The 25,796-nt window shown below is 63.6% G+C and carries 19 protein-coding genes and 1 other annotated feature; of the genes, 11 read left to right on the forward strand and 8 right to left on the reverse strand.

Annotation, left to right across the window (positions count from 1 at the left end; translation table 11 throughout):
* The first annotated feature begins 495 nt into the window (after positions 1-495).
* Positions 496-2,649, forward strand: a complete 2,154-nt coding sequence (locus VSX79_RS01870) for a catalase (RefSeq protein WP_326914252.1) — start codon at positions 496-498, stop codon at positions 2,647-2,649.
* A 217-nt stretch (positions 2,650-2,866) separates the two neighbouring features.
* On the opposite strand, the gene VSX79_RS01875 is transcribed toward VSX79_RS01870, so the two are convergent.
* Positions 2,867-5,665, reverse strand: coding sequence for an MGH1-like glycoside hydrolase domain-containing protein (locus tag VSX79_RS01875; RefSeq protein WP_326914253.1), 2,799 nt, complete (start codon positions 5,663-5,665; stop codon positions 2,867-2,869).
* Between the two features lie 173 nt (positions 5,666-5,838).
* On the opposite strand from VSX79_RS01875, the gene VSX79_RS01880 reads away from it, so the two are divergent.
* From VSX79_RS01880 to VSX79_RS01900, 5 genes are all read left to right on the forward strand, one after another.
* Entirely contained in the window at positions 5,839-7,248 is a 1,410-nt protein-coding gene (locus VSX79_RS01880) for a sulfatase family protein (RefSeq protein WP_326914254.1), read from the forward strand.
* A 235-nt stretch (positions 7,249-7,483) separates the two neighbouring features.
* Positions 7,484-8,323 (forward strand): FAD:protein FMN transferase, encoded by an 840-nt coding sequence (locus VSX79_RS01885; RefSeq protein WP_326914255.1) that lies wholly within the window; start codon positions 7,484-7,486, stop codon positions 8,321-8,323.
* Between the two features lie 15 nt (positions 8,324-8,338).
* Complete coding sequence (locus VSX79_RS01890) at positions 8,339-9,598, forward strand: Gfo/Idh/MocA family protein (protein ID WP_179499709.1); 1,260 nt, start codon at positions 8,339-8,341, stop codon at positions 9,596-9,598.
* Positions 9,599-9,623: 25 nt separating this feature from the next.
* A complete protein-coding gene (locus tag VSX79_RS01895; RefSeq protein ID WP_326914256.1) occupies positions 9,624-10,778 on the forward strand; it encodes a Gfo/Idh/MocA family protein in 1,155 nt (384 codons plus the stop codon).
* 210 nt (positions 10,779-10,988) lie between these two features.
* Positions 10,989-13,820, forward strand: a complete 2,832-nt coding sequence (locus tag VSX79_RS01900; RefSeq protein WP_326914257.1) for a TonB-dependent receptor — start codon at positions 10,989-10,991, stop codon at positions 13,818-13,820.
* A 78-nt stretch (positions 13,821-13,898) separates the two neighbouring features.
* Here the strand turns inward: VSX79_RS01900 and VSX79_RS01905 are convergent, their stop codons facing one another.
* Positions 13,899-15,479 (reverse strand): alpha/beta fold hydrolase, encoded by a 1,581-nt coding sequence (locus VSX79_RS01905; RefSeq protein WP_218844757.1) that lies wholly within the window; start codon positions 15,477-15,479, stop codon positions 13,899-13,901.
* 269 nt (positions 15,480-15,748) lie between these two features.
* On the opposite strand from VSX79_RS01905, the gene VSX79_RS01910 reads away from it, so the two are divergent.
* From VSX79_RS01910 to VSX79_RS01920, 3 genes are all read left to right on the forward strand, one after another.
* The gene (locus VSX79_RS01910; RefSeq protein WP_326914258.1) at positions 15,749-16,660 is read left to right on the forward strand and encodes a hypothetical protein; all 912 of its coding nucleotides are present in this window, start codon (positions 15,749-15,751) and stop codon (positions 16,658-16,660) included.
* A gap of 40 nt (positions 16,661-16,700) precedes the next feature.
* Complete coding sequence (locus VSX79_RS01915; protein WP_179499712.1) at positions 16,701-17,264, forward strand: OsmC family protein; 564 nt, start codon at positions 16,701-16,703, stop codon at positions 17,262-17,264.
* A gap of 71 nt (positions 17,265-17,335) precedes the next feature.
* Positions 17,336-18,670 (forward strand): tetratricopeptide repeat protein, encoded by a 1,335-nt coding sequence (locus tag VSX79_RS01920; protein ID WP_179499713.1) that lies wholly within the window; start codon positions 17,336-17,338, stop codon positions 18,668-18,670.
* A 270-nt stretch (positions 18,671-18,940) separates the two neighbouring features.
* On the opposite strand, the gene VSX79_RS01925 is transcribed toward VSX79_RS01920, so the two are convergent.
* Together VSX79_RS01925 and VSX79_RS01930 are read right to left on the reverse strand one after the other, a co-directional pair.
* Positions 18,941-20,437, reverse strand: coding sequence for a SulP family inorganic anion transporter (locus VSX79_RS01925; protein WP_326914259.1), 1,497 nt, complete (start codon positions 20,435-20,437; stop codon positions 18,941-18,943).
* Positions 20,438-20,497: 60 nt separating this feature from the next.
* Positions 20,498-20,553, reverse strand: a sequence feature (sul1 is cis-regulatory element that is thought to sense ions involved in sulfur or methionine metabolism; They are found in Alphaproteobacteria).
* Between the two features lie 60 nt (positions 20,554-20,613).
* Entirely contained in the window at positions 20,614-20,958 is a 345-nt protein-coding gene (locus VSX79_RS01930) for a response regulator transcription factor (protein ID WP_326914260.1), read from the reverse strand.
* 279 nt (positions 20,959-21,237) lie between these two features.
* Between VSX79_RS01930 and VSX79_RS01935 the strand changes: the two genes are divergently transcribed.
* Positions 21,238-21,918: a helix-turn-helix domain-containing protein gene (locus VSX79_RS01935; RefSeq protein WP_179499715.1), complete on the forward strand. Its 681-nt coding sequence runs from the start codon at positions 21,238-21,240 to the stop codon at positions 21,916-21,918.
* Positions 21,915-23,351 (forward strand): porin family protein, encoded by a 1,437-nt coding sequence (locus tag VSX79_RS01940; protein WP_326914261.1) that lies wholly within the window; start codon positions 21,915-21,917, stop codon positions 23,349-23,351. Before VSX79_RS01935 ends, VSX79_RS01940 begins: the two co-directional genes overlap by 4 nt.
* Positions 23,352-23,441: 90 nt before the next feature.
* Here VSX79_RS01940 and VSX79_RS01945 read toward each other — a convergent pair whose 3' ends face one another.
* From VSX79_RS01945 to VSX79_RS01960, 4 genes are all read right to left on the reverse strand, one after another.
* Complete coding sequence (locus tag VSX79_RS01945) at positions 23,442-24,008, reverse strand: hypothetical protein (protein WP_326914262.1); 567 nt, start codon at positions 24,006-24,008, stop codon at positions 23,442-23,444.
* Positions 24,009-24,016: 8 nt separating this feature from the next.
* The gene (locus VSX79_RS01950) at positions 24,017-24,718 is read right to left on the reverse strand and encodes a C39 family peptidase (protein WP_326914263.1); all 702 of its coding nucleotides are present in this window, start codon (positions 24,716-24,718) and stop codon (positions 24,017-24,019) included.
* A 39-nt stretch (positions 24,719-24,757) separates the two neighbouring features.
* Entirely contained in the window at positions 24,758-25,165 is a 408-nt protein-coding gene (locus VSX79_RS01955; RefSeq protein ID WP_179499719.1) for a hypothetical protein, read from the reverse strand.
* Positions 25,166-25,243: 78 nt separating this feature from the next.
* Positions 25,244-25,765, reverse strand: a complete 522-nt coding sequence (locus VSX79_RS01960; RefSeq protein ID WP_326914264.1) for a hypothetical protein — start codon at positions 25,763-25,765, stop codon at positions 25,244-25,246.
* Positions 25,766-25,796 lie beyond the last annotated feature (31 nt).

The following is a 25,796-nucleotide window of genomic DNA, read 5'->3' on the forward strand; positions in this document are numbered from 1 at the left end:
GGGCAACAACTCCTGTTGGATGATCCTGACACCCGAACCGTTCGGGCTGAGGCGGGTTTAGACAGGAGAGTTTGTGCGAAACAGACGGATAAAATTATCCATTATATTCTAAAAAATAGAAAAGTATGTCGATCGGGCGAAATCCGGGGAAGATGTTGCGCTGACAGGCGCAACTGGACGCACTCTGGTTGGCAGCCGTTATGGCTGTCCGGGTGCTATGCCGGCAGGCCCGTCCATCGTGACAGACGGGTCGTCGCCTTCTGGACAGCTCAACCCCGGTGAGACGGACATTAATGGAGATCATCCAAGCGGGAAGGCTTGCGGCTACTGCCCTGTTCGGTACGGCGCCTCGGGTAAGAACGCCAGCCCAAGTGCTGCTGCCTGTCCAACATAGGATAAGCTGTGGCGTAGTCGACCATGCAATTATCGCTGGTCCGCGAAACTTGCCCGGTCGCCGGGGGTTGAGAAGGCATCCCCAGTTTCAGGAGCAAATCGATGGCCAAGAAATCTGCGCCCACCCCCGCTAGCGTCAATTCTCTCGAGGATCACCAGCCGGGGAGCGGCCAGACCGCGGTCAAGGCTTCCAATGGCAATGGCGGCGAGCTTCATCAGCAGATCGCGCATGACGAAGATCATCGCGACGGCCGGGCACACCTCACCGACAATTTCGGACATCGGATTGCCGACAATCAAAACTCGCTGAAGGCGGGCGAGCGCGGACCCACGCTGCTCGAGGACTTTGTCCTCCGCGAGAAGATTTTCAACTTCGATCACGAGCGTATTCCCGAGCGGATCGTCCATGCCCGCGGGTCGGGTGCGCATGGGGTCTTTGAATGTACGCGCGCGATCCCCGACCTGACCAAAGCCGATATTTTCCAGGAAGCGGGCAAGACCTGTCCGGTATTCGTGCGCTTCTCGACCGTCGCGGGCGGAGCCGGGTCGGTCGACACGCCGCGCGACGTGCGCGGATTTGCGGTCAAGCTTTATACCGAGGCGGGCAATTGGGATCTGGTCGGCAATAATATCCCTGTCTTCTTCATCCAGGACGCGATGAAGTTTCCCGATCTCGTTCACAGTGTGAAGATGGAGGCTGACCGCGGCTATCCGCAAGCGGCGAGCGCGCACGACACCTTCTGGGATTTCATCGGACTGATGCCCGAGGCCACCCACATGATCATGTGGGCGATGTCCGATCGCGCGATCCCGCGCAGCTTTCGCACGATGGAAGGTTTCGGCGTCCATACATTCCGCTTCGTCAACGCGAAGGGGAGGGGGAAATTCATCAAGTTCCACTGGAAGCCTGTTCTCGGGCTGCAATCGACGGTGTGGGACGAGGCGGTCAAGATAGCGGGCGCCGACCCTGACTATCAGCGTCGCGATCTCTTCGAGGCGATCGACGACGGCGACTTCCCCGCCTGGGATCTTGGCATCCAGGTTTTCGACGAGGATTTTGCGGCGAACCAGCCCTATGATGTTCTCGACGCGACCAAGCTCATCCCCGAAGAGGATGTGCCGGTCGAGATCATCGGCCGCATGACGCTCAATCGCAACGTCGACAATTTCTTCGCCGAAACCGAGCAGGTCGCGTTCCTGCCCTCGAACATCATCCCCGGCATCGATTTCAGCAACGACCCGCTGCTCCAGGGACGGCTCTTCTCCTATCTCGATACGCAGAAGTCGCGCCTCGGGACCACCAACTTCCACCAGATCCCGGTCAATGCGCCCAAATGCCCCTTCCACAATTTCCAGCGCGACGGGATGATGCAAACGCTCGTTCCGCAAGGCCGTGCCAATTATGAGCCCAACAGCCTTGCCGAGGCTGGCGAGGACGGCGGACCGCGCGCGTGCCCCCAAACGGGGTTTGCAACCTTCCCGGTCAACGACGAGCGCAATGACGCCGGAGAGAAATTGCGCATTCGTGCAAGCCTGTTCGCCGACCATTTCAGCCAGGCGCGTCTTTTCTATCGGTCGCAAACCGAGAATGAGCAGGCGCATATCGCGTCGGCGCTGGTATTCGAACTGTCGAAGGTGACGCTCGACCATGTGCGTGCGCGTGTCGTCGGCCAGCTTCGCAATGTCGACGAAGACCTTGCGAAGCGCGTTGCACAGGGGCTTGCGATCGACTTGCCGCCCAAGATCAAGGCGGCAAAAGCGCCGATCGATATGGCGCCCTCCGACGCGCTGTCGATCCAGAAGGTCGGTTATCCCGACTTCGAAGGTCGCAAGGTCGCGATCCTCTTTGCCGAAGGGTCGGACCTCGCGGCGATCGACCGGCTCAGGAAGCAGATCGAAAAGGCGGGGGGCACTGCTTTTCTCGTCGCGCCCAAGGTGGGCGGAATTGCCGTCAAAGGCGGAACGCTGAAGGCTGACGGACAACTCGCGGGTTCGCCGTCGGTGCTGTTCGATGCCGTGGCTTCGGTGCTTGCGCCCGACCAGGCAGAAGCGCTGGCGACGCAGGGCGCAGCGGTGCAATGGTTCATGGACGCATTCGGCCATTGCAAGACGATCGCCCATGATGCTGCATCGCAGCCGCTGCTCGACAAGGCTGGTGTCGAGAAGGACGAAGGGGTGGTGGACTTGGCGGAGTTCATCAAGGTCGGAACGCGGCGCCATTGGGCGCGCGAGGCGAAGGTGCGCGACCTCGCGTGAATCGGCGGCCAGTCTTTGCCCAACAAAAAGACCCGCCAGTGGCTCGCCTTTAAGCGGCGTCTGAGGCTTTTTGGCGTCTCGGTCAATCAGGCGCCGGGTTTTACGAGCGGCAAGTGGACCGCAACGAGGGTATATCAGCCATCAGCCGGGCAGCGCTTCCGCTTTGCGCCCATGTCGATCGTTCGCAGCCTCGCTCAAATCATTCGAAAGCGGCCATTCAGTCGGGATATGTGGGGGACCATTCTTGTACAATGGGACGAACGTTCGAGGCGGAGATGTCCAAGCGTCCTTTTCGCGAACCGCTCAACGGTATGCGCAATTCATAGGCGCCGTCGTGGATCGCGATCGCCTCGATCGATCGGTTGTTCCAGGTCGCGCGATACCGCTCCCCGGGTGCGAGCGTTGCCAGAACGCTGATAAACCCGTCGTTTCGCGCGCTGTGGATCGCCAGGTCTGCGGTGATGCCGCGCTTGTCCGGCCGGGTGGTCTGCGACCGGACCCATATGTCATAGCCGGTGCTCAGCCGGCCCGGGACGAAATAGGCCTGAAACCAGTTGGCGATCGGCGATGACAGGCCCGAAAACTGGTGCCAGCCCGTACCCTGACCCGTTGCAACCTCGAAATGTTCGGCGGAGGACCAGCTCGCGTCGGCCTCGGTCTGATAGGCGTCCAGCGCCGTGCGCGCGATCTGCCAGGCAAAGCCGCCCTCGCCCTGATCGAGCAGCGCCTTCCACACGAACCACTGGTGCGGGAACCAAACAGTCCCGTTCCAATAGCCATCGGGACGATAATAGGATGCCGAACGGTCGACGGCGGTGAGCCCGACAGGCGTTAACAGCTTTGCCGGGTCGCGCAGGTTCGCGAGGATGGCGCGGGTCTGCTCGGGTGTCGTGATGCCTGCGATCAGCGGCTGGACGCCGTCGAGCGTGCGGTTCCAGTTTTCGCCGTCTGGGGTGCGGAGCAGCCCTTCGGGACGGCCTGCCGCATCGTGGAGGACATAGCCGAAATAGCCGGTCGCGGGGTCCCAGGCGTTCGCCTGCACCGCGCGGGTCAGGCGCGCAATGTCGGCGTCATATTGCGCGACGTCGCGTGTCCGTCCCAGATCGAGCGCCGCCATGCGCAGCGTTTTGGCTGCGCGGATCGCGTGCGCGGTGGTGACCATCGGCGCGGCGCGCGCCTGCAGCTTTGCCGCGTGTACCCTCACCTGCGGTGGTAGATCGTCCCAGCCGCCGGAATTATAGAAATAATCCCAGCTTTTCAGAAGTCCGGACGGCAGCGCCGCGATCGTCGAGCCTTCGACCCGGCCGAGCAGGAAATCATAATAATGGCGCAGGCGGGGATAATTGTCGGCCAGCATCCGCCGGTCCTGGGTGCGGTTCCAGAGCTCCAGATATTGATGATGCTGCACTGGCAGCGGTGTGCCGTGATGGATGAAGGCGGATTGAGCGCCGGGCGGCGTCGTATAGGCGCGCAGCACGTCGGCGCTGAGGCGCGGCGCGACGTCGGCCATTCCGATACCGATGAAGCCCGAATCCCAAGTGTAGAGCGAATCCCACCATTTGCCGGGCGTGAAATGCCGGATGTACTGGTCCTGCGTATAGACTGGATAGACGATGTTCATCAGCAGATTGGCGCCGATCAACTGGCGTGCCAGCATGAACCGCCGGCCGGCGGGAAGGGGATCGGCGATTGCCGCACGCGCCTTGCCCCGTGCCCATGCGCGTTCCAGCGCGGCGGTATCGGGGTGGGCGTCGAGCGTGCGCTCGATGGCCTCGCGCGAGCCTGTCGACACCAGCGCCCAGATCGTCTCCCTGCCGCCGGCGGCGACCGGCGTGCCGCCGAACAGCAGATTGGCATAATGACCCCGGCCATCGCCCTGCGCGACCGTCAGCGTTTTGCTGTGGCTGCGCCGGGCGAAGAAGAAATCGAGCGTCCCGTTGCGAAATTCGCGGATACGCACTCCCGGCCGGAACCAGCGCAGGCCGTACCAGGCATCGGCCTGCCGATATTTGAGTAGCAGCGATTGCTCGGCGGGTCCCTTCGCCATCTCCGGGCGGGTGTCGGCGTCCTCCGGCGGAAAGCTCACCGCCGACGCGGATGAGGCGGGTACGAAGGCGATCCCTTCGAGGTCGACCGCGCCCGCCGGACGGAGCGTCAGCGCGCGCGTGCCGACGGCGAGCGGCATCGTCCACGTCCCGCCGTCGGGGGCGGGGGGAAGCGACACGCCTCCGGCGTCGGCCAGCGCGACCTGCGTCTTGGCGCGATAGCGCAGCACCGCGACCTCGGTTCCGGCGGGAACGGCATAGGTCGCCGTGTCTCCCGCCGCCATGCGCAGCGCGCGGCCATCTACCAGCCCGTCCTCGCGGACCTCGCCGCGCAACCAGCCATCGTAAACGAGCCGCTCCGACGGTGTCGGCCGCGCCCGGCGATGCGCTCGATAATGAACCCCCGACACCCATTTGCCGCCCGCCGGGATGCTGGCGCGCAAGATGCGCCGCGGCGTCAGCACGCTGCCGGGCGCCCGGTTGGGACGTTGCATCGAAGCCAGAAGATTGAGCGTCATTGTTTTCGCCCGCGTGCCGCCGTTGACCAGATCGACGCGGATCAGTCGTGCATCCGATGCCGGGTCCAGCGCGGCAAACGCGATCTCGGCATAGACCTGCTGCCCTTCCAGTTTCTGGCGATACGAATGATAGGACAGGTCGGGCGCCGCTTCCCAGGCGACGAAACCGGTGTTGAGCGACGCATTGGGGACATCGGGCGTCGACGTCGTGTGCGGCCCGGCGAACAGGGTGATGTCGAACCGCATTCCCGGCGCCAGATCCGGAATGTGCGACACGCCCAGATAGGCGTTGGAATAGGGGCCCCAGCGGGGCAGATTCAGGTCATGGCTTTGTGCGTCGATGCCGGAGCCTTTCTGCGCGTGCGGTTCCGCGAGCGTTGAAGACAACAGGCCAAGGACGGCGGCGGCGGTGATCGCGGCGCGGGCCGTCCAGCGGTTGCAGATGGTTGTCACGCTATCGTCCTCCCCTGCAGGCCGTGCCCGCGGCCACGTTCGTTTCGACAGCGCTTCATGACGCTCTTCCACTTGCCACTTTTTAAATTGGCATATCTATAATATATATTATGCCTTTGTCGGACAACAGAGCAAAGAGCGCGGTGACGGCCGCGATGATTGAGGGAAGATAGATGCCAAAGGACTTCACGCGCCGCGAACTCGTCGGCGTGGCCGCGGCTGCTGCGGCCGCGCCATCGCTTTTCGACGCGGCGCGCGCCAGCGCGATCCAGCCGTCGCGGCGCACCAACATCGTCTATATCCATTCGCACGATTCGGGCCGTTACCTGTCGCCCTATGGTTATGCGGTGCCGACGCCGCGCCTCCTTGGCCTTGCCCGCGAGGGTGTATTGTTCCGGCAGATGCATTGTGCCTCGCCGAGCTGCTCCGCCAGCCGGGCGGCGATGCTGACGGGCCAGTCGTCGCACAGCAGCGGGATGCTCGGGCTCACGCATCGCGGCTGGGACCTTGCGCATCCCGAACGCCATCTGGTGCATACGCTAGGCCGGGCAGGCTATGCCACCATGCTTGCGGGGCTTCAGCATGTCGCGCGCGACGCCGCGTCGATCGGCTATAGCCAAATCCTTCCGCATCAAAGCAATATGGTGCGCGACGTGGCGCCCGGAGCGGCGGCATTTCTCCGCAGCCCGGCGGCAAAGGCTCAGCCGTTTTTCCTCGATATCGGATTTGAGGAAACCCACCGGCCCTTGCACCCGGCGGTGGACGACCCCGCTTTCATCCTGCCGCCGGCCCCCATTCCCGACACGCCCGAAAGCCGCCGCGACATGGCCGAATATCATGCCAGCGCCCGCGCGCTCGACAAGGGCGTCGGGCTTATCCTCGATGCGCTTCAGGCGGCGGGGCTGGCGGACAATACCCTGGTCATCAGCACGACGGATCATGGCCTGCCGTTTCCGACGATGAAGGGCGAATTGCGCGATGGCGGCACCGGGGTTTCGATGATCATGCGGGGCCCGGGTGCATTCGCCGGTCCCAAGGTTTCCGACGCCCTGCTGTCGCAAATCGACCTGTTTCCGACGCTGTGCGAATATCTTGGAATTGCGCCGCCCGATTGGCTGGAAGGCCAATCCTATCTGCCCGTCGTCGATGGGCGAAAGGCGGAAGTGAACGAGGCGATATTCACCGAGCTGACTTTCCACGCGGCCTATGAGCCGAAGCGCGCGGTGCGAACGCAGCGGTACAAATATATCCGGCGTTTCGATGGACGTCGGACGCCCGTGGTCGTCAATTGTGACGGCGGACTGACCAAGGCCCAGTGGCTGAAGCGCGGCTGGGCCGGCTATCCCCTGGTGGCGGACGAGGCGGGCGAAGAATTGTTCGACCTCCATTTCGATCTGACCGAACAGCGCAATCTTGTCGCGCTGCCGGAACTGGCGCCGGTGTTGGAGGATATGCGCTCGCGGCTGAGCGAGTGGATGCGCCGGACGCAGGATCCCTTGCTCGACGGCCCTGTTGCCGTGCCTCCGGGTGTTCGGTCCGATCCGCCCGATCCCCGGCCGGCCGGCGCGACGCGCAGGGAATAGAAGGTCCGCTGAGACGCGATATTTAATTATCGTATATATACTATTGCAGATGGTTCCGAGGCCCTTTAGGCTTGATGCAGGAGAGGCGCGAACATGACGGCGGCCAAGGCTTCGCTGGCTGCTAGCTCGCCCCAAGCGGCTGTGAGGGAATAATGGTGACGCGATCAATCGCCACCCGCGGAACTGTCATGAAGCTGCGATCGGCCCAAAAACCATGCTGTCCGGCGACGGGCAGATGACCGACGATATGGTCGAAACAGGCGTCGAGCGCTTCGCCGCTATGGGGACGCGGATCGAGCTTCACCAGTTCGGGCGGGCGGCGCCCGATGCGCTGCTGGCGGCGCGTCGCGCCATCGAAGCTGTCGACGACGCGCTGACGATCCACCGCCCGTCGGCGACAACCGCGGTCAACGACCGGCTGATGGCCGGCGAGTTCGCGATGACCGAAAATCCGGTGCTGCTCGACGCATTGGCGGCGATCGCGGAGGCTTGGCACGCGACCGACGGCCTGTTCGATCCGACGGTCGGCAGCGGCGGGGCGGCGGCCTGGCCGGGGCTATCGGTGGACCGCGGTTCCGGGCGCATCGAGACTGGCCGGCCGGTCGCCTTTGACTTCGGGGGCTTCGGCAAGGGTTTCGCGCTTGATCGCGCTGCCGCAGCCATGCGCGCGGCCGGTGTCACATCGGCATTCCTGTCGGCGGGGGAGAGTTCGGTCGCGGTGATTGGCGAGCATCCGCTCGGCGGCGCATGGCCCGTCGCGATACCGCATCCGCTTGATCCCGAAAGCTGGCTCGTCGAGCTATCGCTGCGCGATGAAGCGCTTTCGGTTTCATCCACTATCGGTGACGGCGCGGCCGCGCCGGGGCGCAGCCCGATGATCCGTCCTTCCGACGGCATGATCGTCACCGCTGCCGCAACCGCGGTGGCGGTCGACGCCTCGGGCGCAGCGGCCGAGGCGATGAGCACGGCGCTGTTGGTCGCGGATCCCGATGCCGCGCAGCGACTGATCGCAGCCGATCCGACGCGCCGTTTCACCTTCGCCTTTGACGACCCCTCCCGCCGAATGACGGCATAATTGAAAGATCGACAGATGACCGACAGTGATTTTACCCTTTCGCGCCGCAAATTCCTCGATCGGATCGCGATGGCATCGGCCGGCGCGGCGATGGCTGCGGCGGCACCCTGGGCGGCGATCGCGCAGACGCCCGTCGCCACCGGAAACCGCGTGCGCTTGGGGGTCATTGGCACCGGCGATCGCGGCCGTGCGCTGATCCAGAACATCGCGAAGACGCGCAACTGCACCGTCGCCGCGATCTGCGACAATTATGCGCCCAATATGGATCGCGCGCGCAAGCTCGTGCCCGCCGATACGCCGGGGTTCAGCGATCACCGGGCCATGCTGGATGCGCGCGGGATCGACGCGGTGGTCATCGCGACGCCGCTCGACCTTCACGCATCGCATACGTTCGATGTCCTCGACGCCGGGCTGCACGTCTGGTGCGAGAAGGCGATGGCGCGTAGCATCGCCGACTGCGGCGCGATGATCGAAAACGCGCGCGCGAAGGGCAAGGTGCTCCAGATCGGGCACCAGCGCATGTTCCACCCGACATATCTGAACGCGCTGAAGCGCGCCAAGTCGGGCGAGATCGGCGAAATTACGCAAATCCGCGCCAGCTGGCACCGCAACAACAAATGGCGGCGCAACGTGCCCGCCGACGCCACAGACGAGCAGATCAACTGGCGACTGTATCGCGACCGGTCGGCGGGATTGATGACCGAACTGGCCACGCACCAGCTTCAGGTGTGCAACTGGTTCCTTGACGGCGTCCCGACGCGGGTGATCGGATCGGGCAGCATCTGTTTCTGGAAAGACGGGCGCGAAGTGTACGACCATGTTGCGCTGATCTACGAATATGGCGACGGGCGCAAAGCCATCTATTCCTCGCTCCTCAACAACGCACGCTACGGCTGCGAGGAGCAGATTCAGGGCAGCACGGGCACCATCGAGCCCGAACTCGGCAGGATCTATCAGGAAGTGTTGCCCAAGCAGCTCGCGCTTCAGCGCATGCAACAGGATGTCGCGCGGGGGCACAAGCGCACGGTCCCGATCGGCGGCGCGACTTGGTTCCCCGAGCTGCCGGTGACCACGCCGGGGGAATCGCTGGGCTGGGGCGAGTATGACGAGACGATGCTTCAGTTCGAAGGGTTCGGCGAGGCGGTGCGGAGCGGCCGCGAAGTCCCCGGCCTGTTGCAGCAGGCCTATTATGCCAGCGTCGCTTCGCTGATGGGCGAGCAGGCGATGGACAGCGGTGAGGCGGTCGAATGGCCGCGCTCGCTCGTCACGTTCTGAACCGGTTTCAGCGGGAATATTGGCCATGACCCCGATCGATCGCCGCGCGTTGATTGCTGGCGCTGGCTTTGCCGCCGCCATGGCGAGCGACGTGTTCGCTCAATCCACCCCGCGGCCGAAGGCGCGCGCGGGGAGGGGGGCGCCGCGCGAGCCCGACGCATCGGCGCGCCACCGCATCCGCTTTGCGGTCATCGGGCTCGACCATTCGCATATCTATGGCATGACCGACGCGCTGATCCGGGGCGGCGGCACGCTGGTGGCGATGCTCGCCGCCGATCCGGCGCAGGTCGCGCCGTTTCGCCGGCGCTACGGCGACGTAAAGGTTGCGCGCAGCGAGGCGGAGATTCTGGATGACCCCACGATACAATTGGTCGCCAGCGCGTCGATTCCCGATCTGCGCGCGCCGTTGGGCATTCGGGTCATGCGTGCCGGCAAGGATTTCCTGGCCGACAAGCCCGGCATCACCGGCCTGAAACAGCTCGCCGCCGTGCGCGACGCGGTGCGCGAGACGCGGCGCAAGTTCGCGATCCTCTATTCCGAACGCTTCGAAGTGCGCGCAGCGGTCCGCGCGGGGGAGCTGGTCAAGGCGGGCGCGATCGGCCAGGTACTCCAGACCATCAACCTTGCGCCGCACCGGCTGAACGCACCGAGCCGCCCGGACTGGTTCTGGGACACCGCGCGCTACGGCGGCATCCTGACCGACATCGGCAGCCATCAGGCGGACCAGTTCCTCTTTTACACCGGATCGACGGAGGCCCGCGTCGTGGCGTCGCAGGCGGGCAATATGGCGATGCCCGACCGGCCGCAATTCGAGGATTTCGGCGACATGATGCTGAGCGGAAACGGCGGCACGGGTTATGTGCGGGTCGATTGGCACACGCCCGACGGCCTCCCGACCTGGGGCGACGGGCGGCTGTTCATCATCGGCACCGAGGGATCGATCGAGCTGCGCAAATATATCGACGTGGCGGGGCGGCCGGGCGGCAACCACCTGTTCCTGACCGACCGCAAGGGCGTGCAATATATGGATTGCAGCAAGGTCCCGTTGCCGTTCGGACCGCAGTTCGTCAGCGACGTCGTCGAACGTACCGATGTCGCGCAGGATCAGGCGCAGGCGTTGCTGGCGGCGGAACTGGTGCTGACCGCGCAGAAGAACGCCTTGCGTCCAGGCCGTGTCTGACTGGCATGAGCGGCGCGGGTGCGCCGCTTCTCGCCGTTTCGACCCGATGCCCTCAAGCGGGGTTTTCAGGTGATGCGCCGGCGTGCCGCCGCTCGACATGGGTTGTTTTCATGAATTATGGCGCAACCGGATTGCGAGATATGATTTATCGCATTATACAGTCATGCAAGCGCGATGGTTCAACGATGCGCTACAAGGAAGGGGATGATGATGAGCAAGGCGTCCAAAGCGGTCGTGTCGGTTTCGTTGCTGCCGCTGGTGGCGGGCCTGATGATTTCCGAAGCAGCCGCATCGGAAGGGCAGACGCGTCCGTCCGAAGCGATTTCGGGCGATGCGGTCGCATCGGCGGACCAGGCAAATAGCGATCCGCAGCCCGCCGGTTCGGACGCGGAAATCGTTGTCACCGGAACGATTCGCCGGAGCCTTGAGGCGGCGGCCGAGATCAAGCGCGATTCGGTTCAGGTCGTGGATTCGATCGTTGCCGAGGAAATCGGCAAATTCCCCGACCCGACGACCGCCGCCGCGCTTCAGCGCGTGCCGGGGGTGCAGGTGACCGTGGGCGCCAACAACGAGATCACGGGCGTCGTGATCCGCGGGCTGGGCGATATTCTGACCACCCTCGACGGCCGCGAATTCTTTTCCACCACCGGCAGAACCTTTTCCTTTCAGGACCTTCCCGCCGAAGCCTTGTCGCGGGTCGACGTCATCAAATCCGCGACCGCCGACCTCATCGAGGGCGGGATTGCAGGCAACACCGACCTTCAGTTGAACAAGCCGTTCAAGTTTCGCGACCCGACGATCGTCGTCACCGCCCGCGGAAATTACGCGACCAATGTCGAAAAGCTCAATCCGCAGTTCGGGCTCCTCGCCACCGACCGCTGGGACACCGGCATTGGCGAGATCGGCGCGCTGTTGAACGTCTCGTGGAGCCGCACCGACTATAACCGGCCTTATCTCTATGCCCCCGTCCGCCGTTCTACCGCGACGGCGCCGTTCAACTTGCCGGGCTATGCGTCGCAGAACGTCGCGGGCGGGCTCAATGAATATGGCTATTTCGAACGTCCGCAGGCGAATGCGGCGATCCAGTGGCAGGCGACGCCCGAACTCGAAATCTATTTCGACGGGCTTTACGCGGGCTATCGCGCGAAGCAGCAATCGGCCTTTGTCGAGGCCCAGTTGTTCAGCCCGGGCACGACGATCTCGAACCCTGTTACGAACGACAACTGCTTTCGCGCGCGCGTGAACCGTCAGGGCTTCAACCCGACATCGGCTGAGGTTGCACTGGGCGAGATCACCCCCGATCGCCCGACGGGCGGGTATTTCTTGCAGGACCTTTGCGAGCTCGACAGCGCGACCTATGGCAACACCACTTCGTTCGTCAGCACCCAGGCGCGCGATCAGAAGACCGACAATTACCTCTTTGGCGGCGGGTTCATTTTCGAACGGGGCCCGGGCCGCGTAAAATTCGACCTCGCATATCAGGAATCGACCTTCATCAATGAAGTGGTGATCGTCGATGTCGGCAAGCGGCTGGATGAGGTCGTGGTCGAAAGCAACGCCGGCATCGGGGCGCAGTATGAATTTACCGGAAATCCGCTGAACGACCCCACGGATTTCAGGCTCCGGAACGGGCTGAACCAGAATTTCAGTCGCGCGGACGGGTCGCTGTTCCAGGTACGCATGGACGCCGAGTTCGAGGTTGGGGGCTTGCTCGACCAGCTTCAGCTGGGCCTTCGCTTCGCCGATCGCGGCGCGACATCTAACCAGGCGCTCGTCAACCGCGCGGCACCCGGCGGCGATTCGAATACGCTGCTCAGTTCACTGGATCTGCCGTCCGACTTCCTCATTGAAGTCCCCGGCATTCCCCGGCTGAACGGTGGTGCGCCCCGTTTGTCGCCCAATCCCGATTATCTGCGATCGGCTGAGGGGCGCGACCGGCTGCGCGAAATTTACGGCGTCGCGCTGGGCGACCCTGTTTATCAGCCGGAGCGGCGCTTCGACGCAAAGGAACGGACCTTCGCCGGCTATATTCAGGCGAAATATGAAGTCGAGCTTGGCGGGCCGCTCGTCCTCGATGGGGTTATCGGCGTCCGGCCGACGCTGACGGACCGGCAGATCGAAGGCGCGGGCGTGGTGAGCGGCGTGGTGACTCCGGTTCGTGCGAAGACGTCCGATATCGATATACTTCCCAATGCCAGCGCGCGTATCCAGTTCGGCGGCGGGCTGCAGGCCAGAGCGACCTATTCGAAAACGATCCGCCGCCCCGATTTCGGTTCGCTCAATCCGGGTTTGAGCTACATTGTGGCGACCAATCCGAACGTCCAGAATTCGGGATCGGCAGGCAATCCGAACCTGCGCCCGCAAAAGTCCGAAAGCTTCGACGCGACGCTCGAATATTATTGGAAGAGCGGCTTCGTCGCTGTGGCGGGCTATTATCGCGACATCACGGATCGCGTCATCAGCGCACCGTCGCTCGAATTCATCGACGGCATCGGATATAATATCACGCGTCCCCGCAACGTCGGCGAAGCGAAGCTCAAGGGAGTCGAAGTCAGCGGTCAGACCTTCTTCGATTTCCTGCCCGGCGCTCTGTCCGGCTTCGGCGTCTCGGGCAACTTCACCTATGCCGATTCCGAAGTCGGCGGCGACGACCGGCTTGCTGGCCTGCCGCTTCAGGGCGTCAGCAAATATAATTTCAACGCCGGACTATTCTACGACAAGTTCGGTTTGTCGGCGCGTCTCGTCTACACCTATCGGTCGAGCTATTATGACGGCGACACGACCGGGCTCAATCTGGTTCGTCCCATCACCGACGCCGAACTGGCGGCCGGTGTCACCCCGACCAACCTGAACTATGTCCGCCCGGGCGGGCGCCTCGATTTCGGGATCGGCTATGAGCTGAACGATAATCTGCGGGTCGATGTCGGCGGTACCAATATCCTAGGCAATAAATATCGCAGCTATTTCAACCCGACTGGGTTCAACCGCGATATCCGCTGGGACGACACGATCTACACCGCCGGGATCCGGGCACGCTTCTAAAAGGCAAATGACCTTGGGCGTCGGTCGATATGACCGGCGTCCAAGGCTGGGCGCCGGCAAGTCGGTGAACATGAATTGCTAAGCCAGAAAGTCTCGAATGCGCTCGATTGCGCGCGCCCACGCAGGCTCCTTTTCGAGCAGGAGGTGATTGTGGCTTTCGAGCGCCACGAATTCGGCCTTCGGGATGCGCGCTGCGAGTTCGCGACCCGCGGCGAATGGTATTACCGCGTCGTCGCGCGCGTGTAGAACGAGCGTCGGCACCGAAACCTGCTCCAGCAGCGCGCGAACGTCGATGCGCGCAAAAGCCTCCTGCAGTCGCACCGCGTTGTCGGGCGAGGTCGACATTCGCTGCAATTCGTTGAACCACCGATGATCGGCGGCGTTCGCGTCGGGAAAGAACAGGCTGGTGAACATCTGCCGGAAGGCGGGATTGTCCTGGCCCCAACCCTGCCGCGTCAACGTCAGCATCGCCTCACGCCGCGCGATCTCCTCGGCCGATCCGCGCAGGCGCCATCCGGCCGCATAGCCACCGAAAAGGATCAATCTGCGAACCCGCTCGGGGTGCCGCACGGCATAGGCAATGGAAACGCTGCACCCTTGTGAAATCCCGAGGAGGTCGAAGCGATCGAGCCCAGCGGCATCGACCACGCTCACAAGATCATCGACAAAGGCGTCGAACGAGATGTCGGCGGTGTTCCAGTCGGAGAGTCCGTTGGCGCGCTCATCATAACGCACGAGCCTGCGTTCGCGAATGATGGCGCGCAGCCAGTGCCGCCACATCGGACTTTCCCAGTCATAGTCGAGATGGTTGAGCCAGTTCGCGGTTTTCACGAGCGCAGGGCCTTCGCCGACTACCGAATAGGCGAGTCCCGTTCCGTCGGAGGCGGTGCAGAAGCGGACATGATGGGGGGGCAGCCGGGCGTCGGAATCATCCGTTTCAGTGATATTGGCTCCTCCAGCTGCGGCCGGGGCGCGCATCGCGGTCGGAACGGCGATCGCGGCCTCGTCGAGCTTGCGGACGCCCAGCGCACGCTGCGCGTCTGCTTCGCTACGCCGGCCGGTGCGATCGAGCAGGTCGATCAACGCAACGCGGGCGAGCGCATCATAAGGATCGATTTCCACCCATAGGCGCGCAACTTCGAGCGCGCGTTCGGGGTCGATCGGACGGCGGATCAGTTCGCGCAGGATCGCCGCCTGCCAGCGCCGGACATCCTCGCGCATCGCCGCCAGCCACGCTTGGTAACCGTCGCATCGCGGCAACTCGAGATCGGCCAGCAGCTCGCCCTGAAGTGCGGCGGCGCGGTTCAGGGCGACCGTGTCGATCTTGCGGATATCGTCGGTGCCGACCGTGGCCAGCCGCCGCCAGTCGATGTCGATGTCCGAGCATTCGAGCCGAACCGTCTCGCGGTCTGCGACGAGCCGCGTCCGTTCGTCGTCCACGACACCGCGCAGTTTGGACAGGCTCCACCGCAGCGCGCCGCGCGGATCGTCGGGAATATCCCACAGCATGCTGCACAGATGGTCGCGCCGCACCGCGCGGTCGGTGATCGCGAGATAGGCGAGCAGGGCGCGCGTCTTGCGCGAGGAGGGGAGCGCCACGGGCAGGCCGTCGCGCTCCAGTTCCATCGCGCGCAGCAGGTTGAGCGATACCGAGGTCATCTTGCCCCCCGAGGTGACCGTGGAAAATAGCAAATCCGCGCGCTCACGGCAATTCACACGCTTTTTACCACGGCGCTTGCCACGACCGGGTCTCAAGAGGGGCCATCGGCGGCCCCGACCGCCTTTGCAAACGAGGAGTATCGACATGAGGAATAACGACTTCCCAATCGCGCCGATGATGGGGGCGCTTCTGGTTGCCGTACTGAGCAGCTTGCTGATCGTCGGCAGCGCCACCGCAGTCGCCTGAGCGCGCGGCAAGGAGATCGACCATGTATCTCGACGCAGCGTTCAAGAGCGCCGTCGCCGCATCGCAGCGGGCGCCGTGGCAGATCGAGGACGTCATCGGAGACGATGACGTCCTCGATTTCTCGCGACCCTTTCTGCCCGAAGCGCTGGCGCGCACGTCGTCGCTCACCGCGCTCGACGCCGATGAGCGGTTGCTGGTCAATCATATCCGTGCGCACGAATATCTGGGCATCTTCGGGCTGGTCGAGGAATTCATCCTGCCGTTCGTCCTCGATCATGCCCGGCCGCAGCTTGGCGACGACGATGACCGGACCCGCGCACTGCTTCAGTTCGCGAGCGAGGAAGCCAAGCATATCCAGCTGTTCAAGCGCTTTCACACCGCCTTTGAGGCTGGGTTCGGCCACGCTTGCCCGCTTATCGGTCCACCGGCGGAAGTCGCGCGCGTGGTGCTGGGTCACGATCCCCTGTCGGTGGCGCTGACGGTGCTGCAGATCGAATGGATGACGCAGGCCCATTATGTCGAAAGCGTCCGCGGCGACCCCGATCTCGATCCGCTGTTCAAGAGTCTTCTTCGCCATCACTGGATCGAGGAGGCGATGCACGCGCGGCTCGATACGCTGATGGTCGAGGCGCTTGCGCAGGGCCGCGATGCCGACGCGATCGAAAGCGCGTTCGCGGGCTATCTCGAAATCGTCGCCTATCTCGACGCGGGGCTCGCCGCCCAGACCGAAATCAACCTCGGCATATTCGAGCGGGCTGCGGGCCGGACACTCGACAGCGCCGGCCATGGCGAATTTCTCGCCGGACAGCGGCAGGCGGCGCGCTGGACCTTCCTCGGTTCGGGCATGTCCCATCCCCGGTTCCGCGCCACCCTCGGCCAGATCGCACCCGCCGCATTGGCTAGGCTGGATGCCGTCGCGCCTGCATATTTCTGATCAACCGAATTTTTAAAGAGCAACAAAAAGGAGTTAAAAAATGGTCGCAACCACCACCTACGCCGACATCAATGGCCTCGATCTGGGCGCGCTCGGCGCGATGGTCGACAGCATCCGCGAGGATGCCGCCCAAGGGATCGTGCGGTTCCGCGTCAAGACGCGCTGGACCGGCCAGACGCGCAGCGAGACGACGATCGAAGGCTATGAGTTTGCCGGCGAACATGTCGGACGCCGCTTCAAGATCGTCGCCGACGAACCGAGCGAGCTCATGGGCCAGAATACGGCGCCCAATCCGCAGGAACTTTTGATGACCGCGCTCAATGCCTGCATGATGGTGGGCTATGTGGCCAACGCCGCGCTGCAAGGCATCGAACTCGACGCGGTCGAGATCGAAACCCACGGCCAGCTTGATCTTCGCGGCTTTCTGGGTCTCGACGACAATGTGTCGCCCGGATACCGCGAGCTCGATTATACCGTGCGCATCGGCGGGACGGGCACAGCCGAGCAGTTCGACGCCATCCACCAGGCGGTGATGAAGACGTCGCCCAATTTTTTCAACCTCAACCAGCCGATCCGCATGAACGGCCGGCTGGAAATTCTCTGATCGCTTTTGCCGATCGGCTCGTCACCGGGCGTGCGCTCTGCACGCCCGGCAACCACTGGAAAGTCACGACAATGTTGAACGATCGTTACGGTAACCGCGTCTCCACCAGCTCGACGGCGGCGCTCGCCCATTACGACGAGGCGCTGTTACTCAACCGCCTGTACCGGGGCGATCCGATCGCCGCGCTCGACGCGGCGCTCGCCGAGGATCCCGGCTTTACCATGGCCTGGGCGGCGCGGGCTCAGATCCTCGTCCAGCAGGGCGACCGCGCCTATCTTGAGGAAACCGAGCGTTCGCTCGATGCGGGTGTCGCTAGCGGCGGCACCGACGACGAGCGCGCGCACCTGGCGGCGGCGGCCCACTGGGCGCGCGGACGAATCGAGCGCAGCGTGAGCGGCTTCATGGCGATCGCGCGCGACAATCCGCGCGATATGATGGCGCTGCAGACCGCGCATCTGGGTCATTTCTATCTCGGGCGCGCGTCCGACCTGCGCGACGGCCCACTTCAGGCGTTGCGCGCGTTCGGGCGCGGCGACGACGGTTATCACGCGGTGCTGGGCATGGCGGCCTTCGGGCTCGAGGAATGCGGCGATTATGGCCGGGCCGAAGCGCTGGGAAGCGAGGCGGTCGCGATAGATCCGCGCGATGCCTGGGCGCTGCATGCGGTGGCGCATGTTCACGAGATGCGCGGCGACACCGATAGCGGGATGACGTGGCTCAACGGCAACGACGAGGCGATGGCGGCCGAATGCGGCTTTTCCTATCACAATTGGTGGCATCTCGCGCTGCTTCATCTCGATCGTAACGAGCATGATGCTGCGCTGGCGCTCTATGACAGCCGCATCCGGCCCGACCCGGACGGCGATGCGCTGCTTCAGTGGATCGATGCCTCGGCGCTGCTGTGGCGACTGCACCTCGACGCAGTCGACACCGGCGACCGGTTTGCGCGGCTTGCCGATCGCTGGCAGCGCGCGAGCGACGACCGTTGGTACGCGTTCAACGATTGCCATGCGATCATGGCCTTCATCGGGGCCGGGCGCCTCGACGATGCTCGGACCTGCCTCGCTTCGTTGACGCGGGCCGCGGACCAGGACGACGACAATGCTTTCGTTGCACGATCGATCGGTCTTCCGGTGGCGGCCGCCCTGATCGCCTTTGCAGAAGGGCACTATGGAGAGGCTTCCGAAGCGTTGATCGCGATCCGCGGAATGGCGGCGCGTTTTGGCGGGTCGCATGCACAGCGCGACATTCTGTCGCTTACCGCGCTCCACGCGGCAAAACGCGGCAAAATGACGTCCGCCGCCGCCGCTCTGCTTGCCGAACGGCGATTTCACAAGCCTGCGAGTCCGTGGGTCACTCGCCTTGCCGATGACAAGATGGAGGGCAGATTCCTGACGATATCCTAGGTCGGGGCCACAGCTGCTTTCCGGCCTGCTTTTCCGGAAAGCAGCGCGGCAACCAACGGCCGCTCAATGATGGTGCGACGGCCCATCCGCGGTCACTTCACCTAAGTCCGGGACGATGAAGGACACGGGTGTGCCGGTCAGAACCTTGTTCGGGCGTCCCGCTGAAACCCCGACAGATACGGGCCATTTGTTTCCATCTGGATCGTGAGCATCGACTTTGAGACCGGGCGCTGTTTGATCTTTCCGTGGCGCCCGACCTCCTGAACGGGATCAGTGCGGAACCGCGCCGAGTTCGACTCCCGTCTTGTCGTGCAGTGCGAATTTGTCGACGATGTCGGCGCTGGCGCGATTATAGCCGACGACCTCGACCGAGCGGCCTTCGCGCCGCAGACGTGCGATGATCTTGTCAAGCGCGCCAACCCCCGAAATGTCCCAGAAATGGGCGGCTGACACGTCGATGAGGATGCTCGACGCGGTTTCTTCCATCTGGAAGCTGCGTGTGAAGCGGTCGACCGAGGCGAAGAAAATCTGGCCGGTCACGAAATAGGTCGCGCTGTTTCCGTCGGGACCGGTCTCGCGTCGCACCTCGAACATGCGCTGTACCTTGGCGGCGAAAAAGATGCCCGACAGCAACACGCCGGCGAGGACGCCGAGCGAGAGATCGTGCGTCGCCACTACGACGACCACGGTCGTCACCATGACGATCGATGACGTCGGAGGATGGCGCCGGAGGTTGGCGATCGAGTTCCAGCTGAACGTCCCGATCGACACCATGATCATGACCGCGACGAGCGCGGGCATCGGCATCCGGCCGACATAGGGGCCAAGCAATGCGAGCAGGATCAGCAGCGTCGCACCGGCGGTGAAGGTAGAAAGCCGCGTGCGACCGCCGGACGTCACGTTGATGACCGACTGGCCGATCATCGCGCAACCGCCCATGCCGCCCACGAAGGCAGCGGCGATATTGGCGCTGCCTTGTCCCGCGCACTCGCGGCGCTTGTCGCTGTCACTGTGCGTCATGTCGTCGACGATCTGTGCGGTGAGGAGGGATTCGAGGAGGCCCACCGCGGCCATCGTCAGCGAATAGGGAAGGATGATCCGCAGCGTCTCCAGCGTCAGCGGCACATTGGGCAGAACGATGCTCGGCAACCCCTGGGGCAGCTGGCCCATGTCGCCAACGGTGTTCACTGGCAGGCCAAAGCCGATGCTGATGGCAGACAGGATAAGAATGGCGACCAGGGGCGAAGGCACCGCCTTGGTCAGGCGCGGAAGCAGGTAGATGATCGCGAGCCCGCCGGCGATCATCGCATAGGCTTCCCAGGTCACGTTGGTGAGCTGCGGGAGCTGCGCCATGAAGATGAGGATCGCCAGCGCGTTGACGAACCCGGTGATGACCGAGCGCGACACGAATTGCATGACGAGGTCGAGCCGCAGCAGGCCGGCGATAATCTGGAGGATGCCCATCAGGATCGTCGCGGCGAAAAGATATTCGACGCCATGTTCGCGGACGAGCGGGACGACGAGCACGGCGACCGCGGCGGTCGCGGCCGAGATCATCCCGGGCCGGCCCCCCGTGAAGGAGATGACGATCGCGATCGCGATCGAGGCATAAAGGCCGACACGCGGATCGACGCCAGCGATGATCGAAAAGCCGATCGCTTCGGGGATCAGTGCGAGCGCGACGACGACGCCTGCGAGAATATCGGCGCGCGCGGTTGCCGCGTCGGCGAACCATTGCTGGCGATATGGGGTAAATCCGTTGAACATGAAAAGCTCACATCAAGACACATGGCGCGGGCAAGGCCGCGTTCATATTTGCATGTGCGATGTTGTCCGGCGGATCGGCGGCCGGAATAGCCACCCGGAGTTGCACCGGGTCCTTGCGAATGCAGGCCCTCTATCCCGATGCAGACTTCAATTGCAATCCCCGGCGGACGCTTCGATCATTTGAGTTCGAAGAGTGTCGGTTCATCGGGCGGCGGCGTTTCGATGACGAGCAGGCCGAGGTGCATGGCCTGCGTAATCAGGTGCGCGCGGTTGCGCGCGTTCAGTTTCAGTCGCACATTTTCGATATGCCGTTCGACGGTGCGCGGTGCGATATTGATCTCGAGCGCGATCTGCTTGGCCGAGCAGCCGACGGCCACCAGCTCCAGTATTTGATGTTCACGAAAGGTCAAATGCGGTTCGACGTTCAAAGCATTTTGATGCACGGTGCAATCCCCTGACACCCAAGGCGTGGACTCTTTGCGACCGACGAGCATCTTTTGCGCGGCAAAGCCGCCACCCACCTGCTCTAGCGGGCAGCATATCCCTTTGCGCGCTGTTTAGCAATTAACGTAAGCTAATTAAGTATCTGGCGGCACGGATAATGCCAATATCGCTATGGCACTGAAATCAAATTGTATATTCCTAGAAAATGCTAAGGAATTATACGTAAGTGATTTACCTACGCCATTCCTACACACGAATTCCTAGGTCTTTACCCGGATAGATTCATCACGCGCAAAGGCAGATGAGACTCGCAAACGGGGTCGCCGCAAATACCAATTTGAGATTGGAGACGTGGCGTGCAAGGTCTATCGGCAGAAGTTCAGCGCGGGGGCATTCCGCAGGATACCATCCTGAAATTTCGTAAAGGCGAAATCATCTTTTCGCAGGGCGATCCGGGGGATTGCTGGTTCGAAGTCATCTCCGGCACCGTCCGGACCTGTCATTTCCATGTCGACGGGCACCGCCAGCTTACCGGCTTTTTCTATCAGGGCGATGTTTTCGGCGTCGAATATGGTTCGCGCGATGCTGCGGCCGAGGCGGTGACGAACACGATCCTGGCCCGCCGCCCCGCGATGAACGGCGAGCCGGACGCCCAGGGACAGAATCGCGCCCTCGAACGCGCGCTCGACAGCGCCAACCAATGCATATTCCTGCTCGGCCGCCGCAATGCCGCCGAACGCGTCGCGGCGTTTCTGTTGATCGCGGCGAAGCGTCTGTCGACGCTCGGCAGCGTTCCCCTGCCGATGACGCGCGGCGACATCGCCGACCATCTGGGACTGACGATTCATACGGTGAGCCGGACGATATCGGGTTTTGTCCGCCAGGGCCTGATCGAACTGGACGGTCCGCAATCGTGCCGGCTGCTCGATCTGGACGGACTGCGCGCTATCGCCGGAGATGAGGCGGGGGTGGCGATCGACAGGATGGGCGCGATGCGCATGCGGCGACCCTTCGCCGGACAGGAGTTGGGGGCATGAGCATCGTGTCGGCCCCGCCCGCGCTGCGTCATCTGGGCGTGGCAGCCGTCGGCTTTTCGGCCGTCTTCACGCCCGCGCAGGCGCATGCGCACGAAACGTCGGCACTTGAATGCCTGTGCGAGACGCTGCCGTTCCTCGATACCGCTCCGACCTGGCGCGCCGCCGCTTTGGCGTCCGCGGGGGCCGCCGCCGGCGAGCCGGCGGCGAGCGCCGAGAGCGAGGTCGATGCGCAGCGCCGGATCATGGCCGAACAACGCGCGCTGATCGACCGGCAGAGCGCCATGATCGCCGAGCAGGGACAGCAGATCGCGAAGCTGCAACAACAGATCGTGACGCAGCAGGCGCAGGTCGACCGGCTTTCATCCTTCGCGCTCGCCGAAGCGCCGCTCGACATCTTCCGTGGCACGGGCATGGGGCAGGGCGTCGGACCCGGCCCCGCGCTTCCTGGTCCCGGCAGCGACTCGGTTGCGCTGCCCGATGCGCCGGTCGGCGAGGCGCCGCCGCCGGGCGAGCCGCCCGAACAGCGTGTCGCGGCAGTCCCCGAAGGACAAGGGGTGCTGACGCGCGCGGGCGAGCTCTTCTTCGAACCCTCGTTCGAATATACGCGCTCGTCGACCAACCGCCTCGTGTTCCGCGGCATCGAGCTGATCCCCGGGATTCAGATCGGGCTGATCGAGGCGACCGACGCCGATCGCGACACGCTCGTCGGCACCGCTTCGCTGCGTTACGGGATTACCGACCGGCTCGAGGCCGAAGTGCGGCTGCCCTATCTGTATCGGAACGACCGGATCGAGGTGGTCCAGCAGCGCGACGAAGGCATCGTCCGCCAGATCAAACTGCGCGAAGACGGCATCGGCGATGCCGAATTTTCGCTGCGTTACCAGTTCAACCGGCCGGTCGGACAAAAGCCGATTTTCGTGGGGACGCTGCGCGTCAAATCGGACACGGGCAAGGGCCCGTTCGAGATCGGCTATGATGAATTCGGCGTCGCGACGGGCCTCGCCACCGGGTCGGGATTCTGGGCGGTTCAGCCGGGGCTCAACTTCCTGATGCCGTCGGATCCCGCGGTGATCTATGGCGGCGCGGCCTATCTCTATCACATCCCGCGCGACGTCAACGAATTGGTCGGCGACGTGTTGATCGGGCGCGTCGATCCGGGCGACGCGATATCGGCCAACATCGGCTTCGGCTTCGCGCTCAACCCGCGCTTTTCCTTCTCGCTCGGCTATCGCCACAATTATATCTTCCCGACGAAGACCGAAATCGGCGATACGCGGCAGAAATCCAACTATATTCATGTCGGATCGCTCAATTTCGGCATGTCGTACCGGCTCACGCAACGCGATGTGCTCAACCTCGGCTTCGAAATCGGCGTGACCGAGGATGCGCCCGATGTGTCGATCACGCTGCGCATGCCGTTCGGCGGCAAATAAGCCTACCCTTTCGAGACGCACAGAAAGAAGCCCCGCCAAAAATGGCGGGGCCAGGTGAACCGTCCCTGTCGAAACGGGGGCGGGGGGTCGTCAGTTACCGAGCGCGCCGACGGTCTGGGCACCCATCACGGCGCCGATCGCGTCGCTCATCCGTGTCATCGCGAGCGTGTCGCGGAAGCCTTCATAGCCGCTGATGTCGAGCACCGCGTCGACCTGCTGGTTCAGCGAAACATTGCTGGCGGTGTTGATCAGCACGTTCTGGATCGCATCGGTGCTCTGGATCAACGCTGTCTGGCCGTTGTTCGCGAGAAACACCGTTTCGTCGCCGACGCGCATCGAGATGCCGCCGCTGGTCAAAATGCCGCCCTGGACCTGCGCCGCATCGACAGCGGTCAGCGAGGGTGAGACGAAGCGTTCGATCGTCTGTCCTTCGGGCGTCCAACTGACGATCGTGCGCAGCGCGAGCTCGTCGTTTACAAAACTACGGATGTCGGCGCCGAAGGCAATCACCATGCCCTGAAAGGCGAAGCCGCCGCGCTGCACCGCGAGCACTTCGTCCGGGACGGTCTGCGCGACAGTGAGCGGGTCGGCATCGTCGGGTTCGCTTGCCGCGAGGAGCACGGGCGCGAACGCGAGCAGGAGGATGCGTGGGGACATGGTTTTTCTCATTTCACGGTGCCGACGCGAACATCGAGCAGGATTTGCGGTGTCAGCTGATACTGAGGGGGAAGATGGGTGGTGAGGTCGCCGGCCGAGACGTGAAGCGAGCCGTCCTTTTCGAGCGGCGCTTGCGACCAGGGGCCCCAGTCGCCTGCGAGATTGAACGCGGGGCGTTTCTGGCCGCCCTCGACAATGGCAAGAGCGATGCCGTTCCAGTGCCTCTCGAAATCCTCGAGCGAATATTCGTTGAGGCCGAGCACCGAATCGCCGGTGAGCACCCGGTCGCCGCGAACGCCCTTGATCACGACGAAATGCTTGAATCCCTTGATGTCCATCAGGACGATGGTCGGGCGCTTCACCTGCTTCAATTGCTCGACGGTCAGGCGGAACCCTTCGGCGCGAAAGCCGCGCGAGGCGAGATAGGTCTTCATGTCGAGCATAGAGAAGCCGACCTTGCGGATCGCTTCGCGGTCCCCCTTTTCCCACATCGCGCGGAAAGGCATCGTTTCCGAAGTCGGCGCGCCATAGTGATAGGTGAGGAGGGTTGCGAGTGCGGCCGAGCCGCAACTGAAATCATAGCGCTGGCGGACGACCGATCGAAACGGAATGTCCCACCAGGTCATGACTTGGAGCTGATAATTGCCGCCCGTCTCGGGTCCGGTCAGCCGGACCTCGGCGGCGGCAGGTACCACAGCGAGAGCGCACAATACGCCCGCGATCAAGGCTCGCATGGGCAGCACGGCGATTCAATCGCCGAGGTTGATGGTCAGGTTCATACCGCTTTGGGCGCTGACCTGGGCGCCGGTGTTGATCAGCAGATTGCCGACGCCATTGAAATTGGACAGGGCGAAATCGCTGAGCGCGACCGACCCCGCGGTGTAATCGCCGTTGAGCACATTGCCCGCGACGAGCGATTCCATCGTCTGGTTGGTGATCACGAGCGATTGGCCGCCGCGTTGCGTGTCGAGTTCGTTGTCGTTCAGCATCGGCGATTTGCGTTCGGCGCGCGCCGGGATCGCGGGCGTCGCGACGCCCTCGGCAGCGACGAATTCTGCCACGACGGGCATCGCCACGTCGGGCGGGGGAAGTTGGGCCGATACCGGCACGGACAAGCCTGCCATAATCAGCAAAACCGGGACGATCGGGGGTCTCATGACGCGCTCCTAGAAAGCGATACGGGAAGAAATGGCCGGCCCGCCAGTGGTGCCGGGCCGGCCATCCGGGGGGACTGATCAGTCGCCGCCGCCGCCGCCGCCGCCGGCCGGGGCGCTGTCGCCGAAGCTGACAGTGCCGCTCGCCGCGATGTTGGTCGCGGCCTGGGTGTTGGCGTTGATGCCCGTGTTCCAGGCGGCGTTCAGGATGCCCGCATAAGCCGCAAAGGCATTGCCGCGCACCGAGTTGTTGCCGCTGTTGTAGCCGACAGCCGTTTCGGTGCCGTCTTCACCGTCCAGATCGACGACTTCGTCGAGGTTCTGGTTGGTGTTGTTCGCGCTGAGCGTCTGCGTCGCGACAACGAGGCTGTTGCCGTTGAACGAACCGTTGCCGTCGTTGTCCTGGTCGTCGTCCGAGAAGGTATCGGCGGCATTGTCCTGGACGAACAGGTCGATCAGGTCGTTCACAACGACCGTATCGCTGTTGTTACCCGACGCACCGGTCGTGGTGTTGTCGTTGTCCTGGTTCTGTTGCGCCAGCGCGGGCGCTGCGGTTGCTGCAAGGGCCAGCGTCGAGACCGCAAGCATGACTTTCTTGATCATGACTTCTTCCTCTCAAAAATGGGGACGGCTC

The organism is Sphingopyxis chilensis, from assembly GCF_035930445.1.
Classification (GTDB): domain Bacteria; phylum Pseudomonadota; class Alphaproteobacteria; order Sphingomonadales; family Sphingomonadaceae; genus Sphingopyxis; species Sphingopyxis chilensis.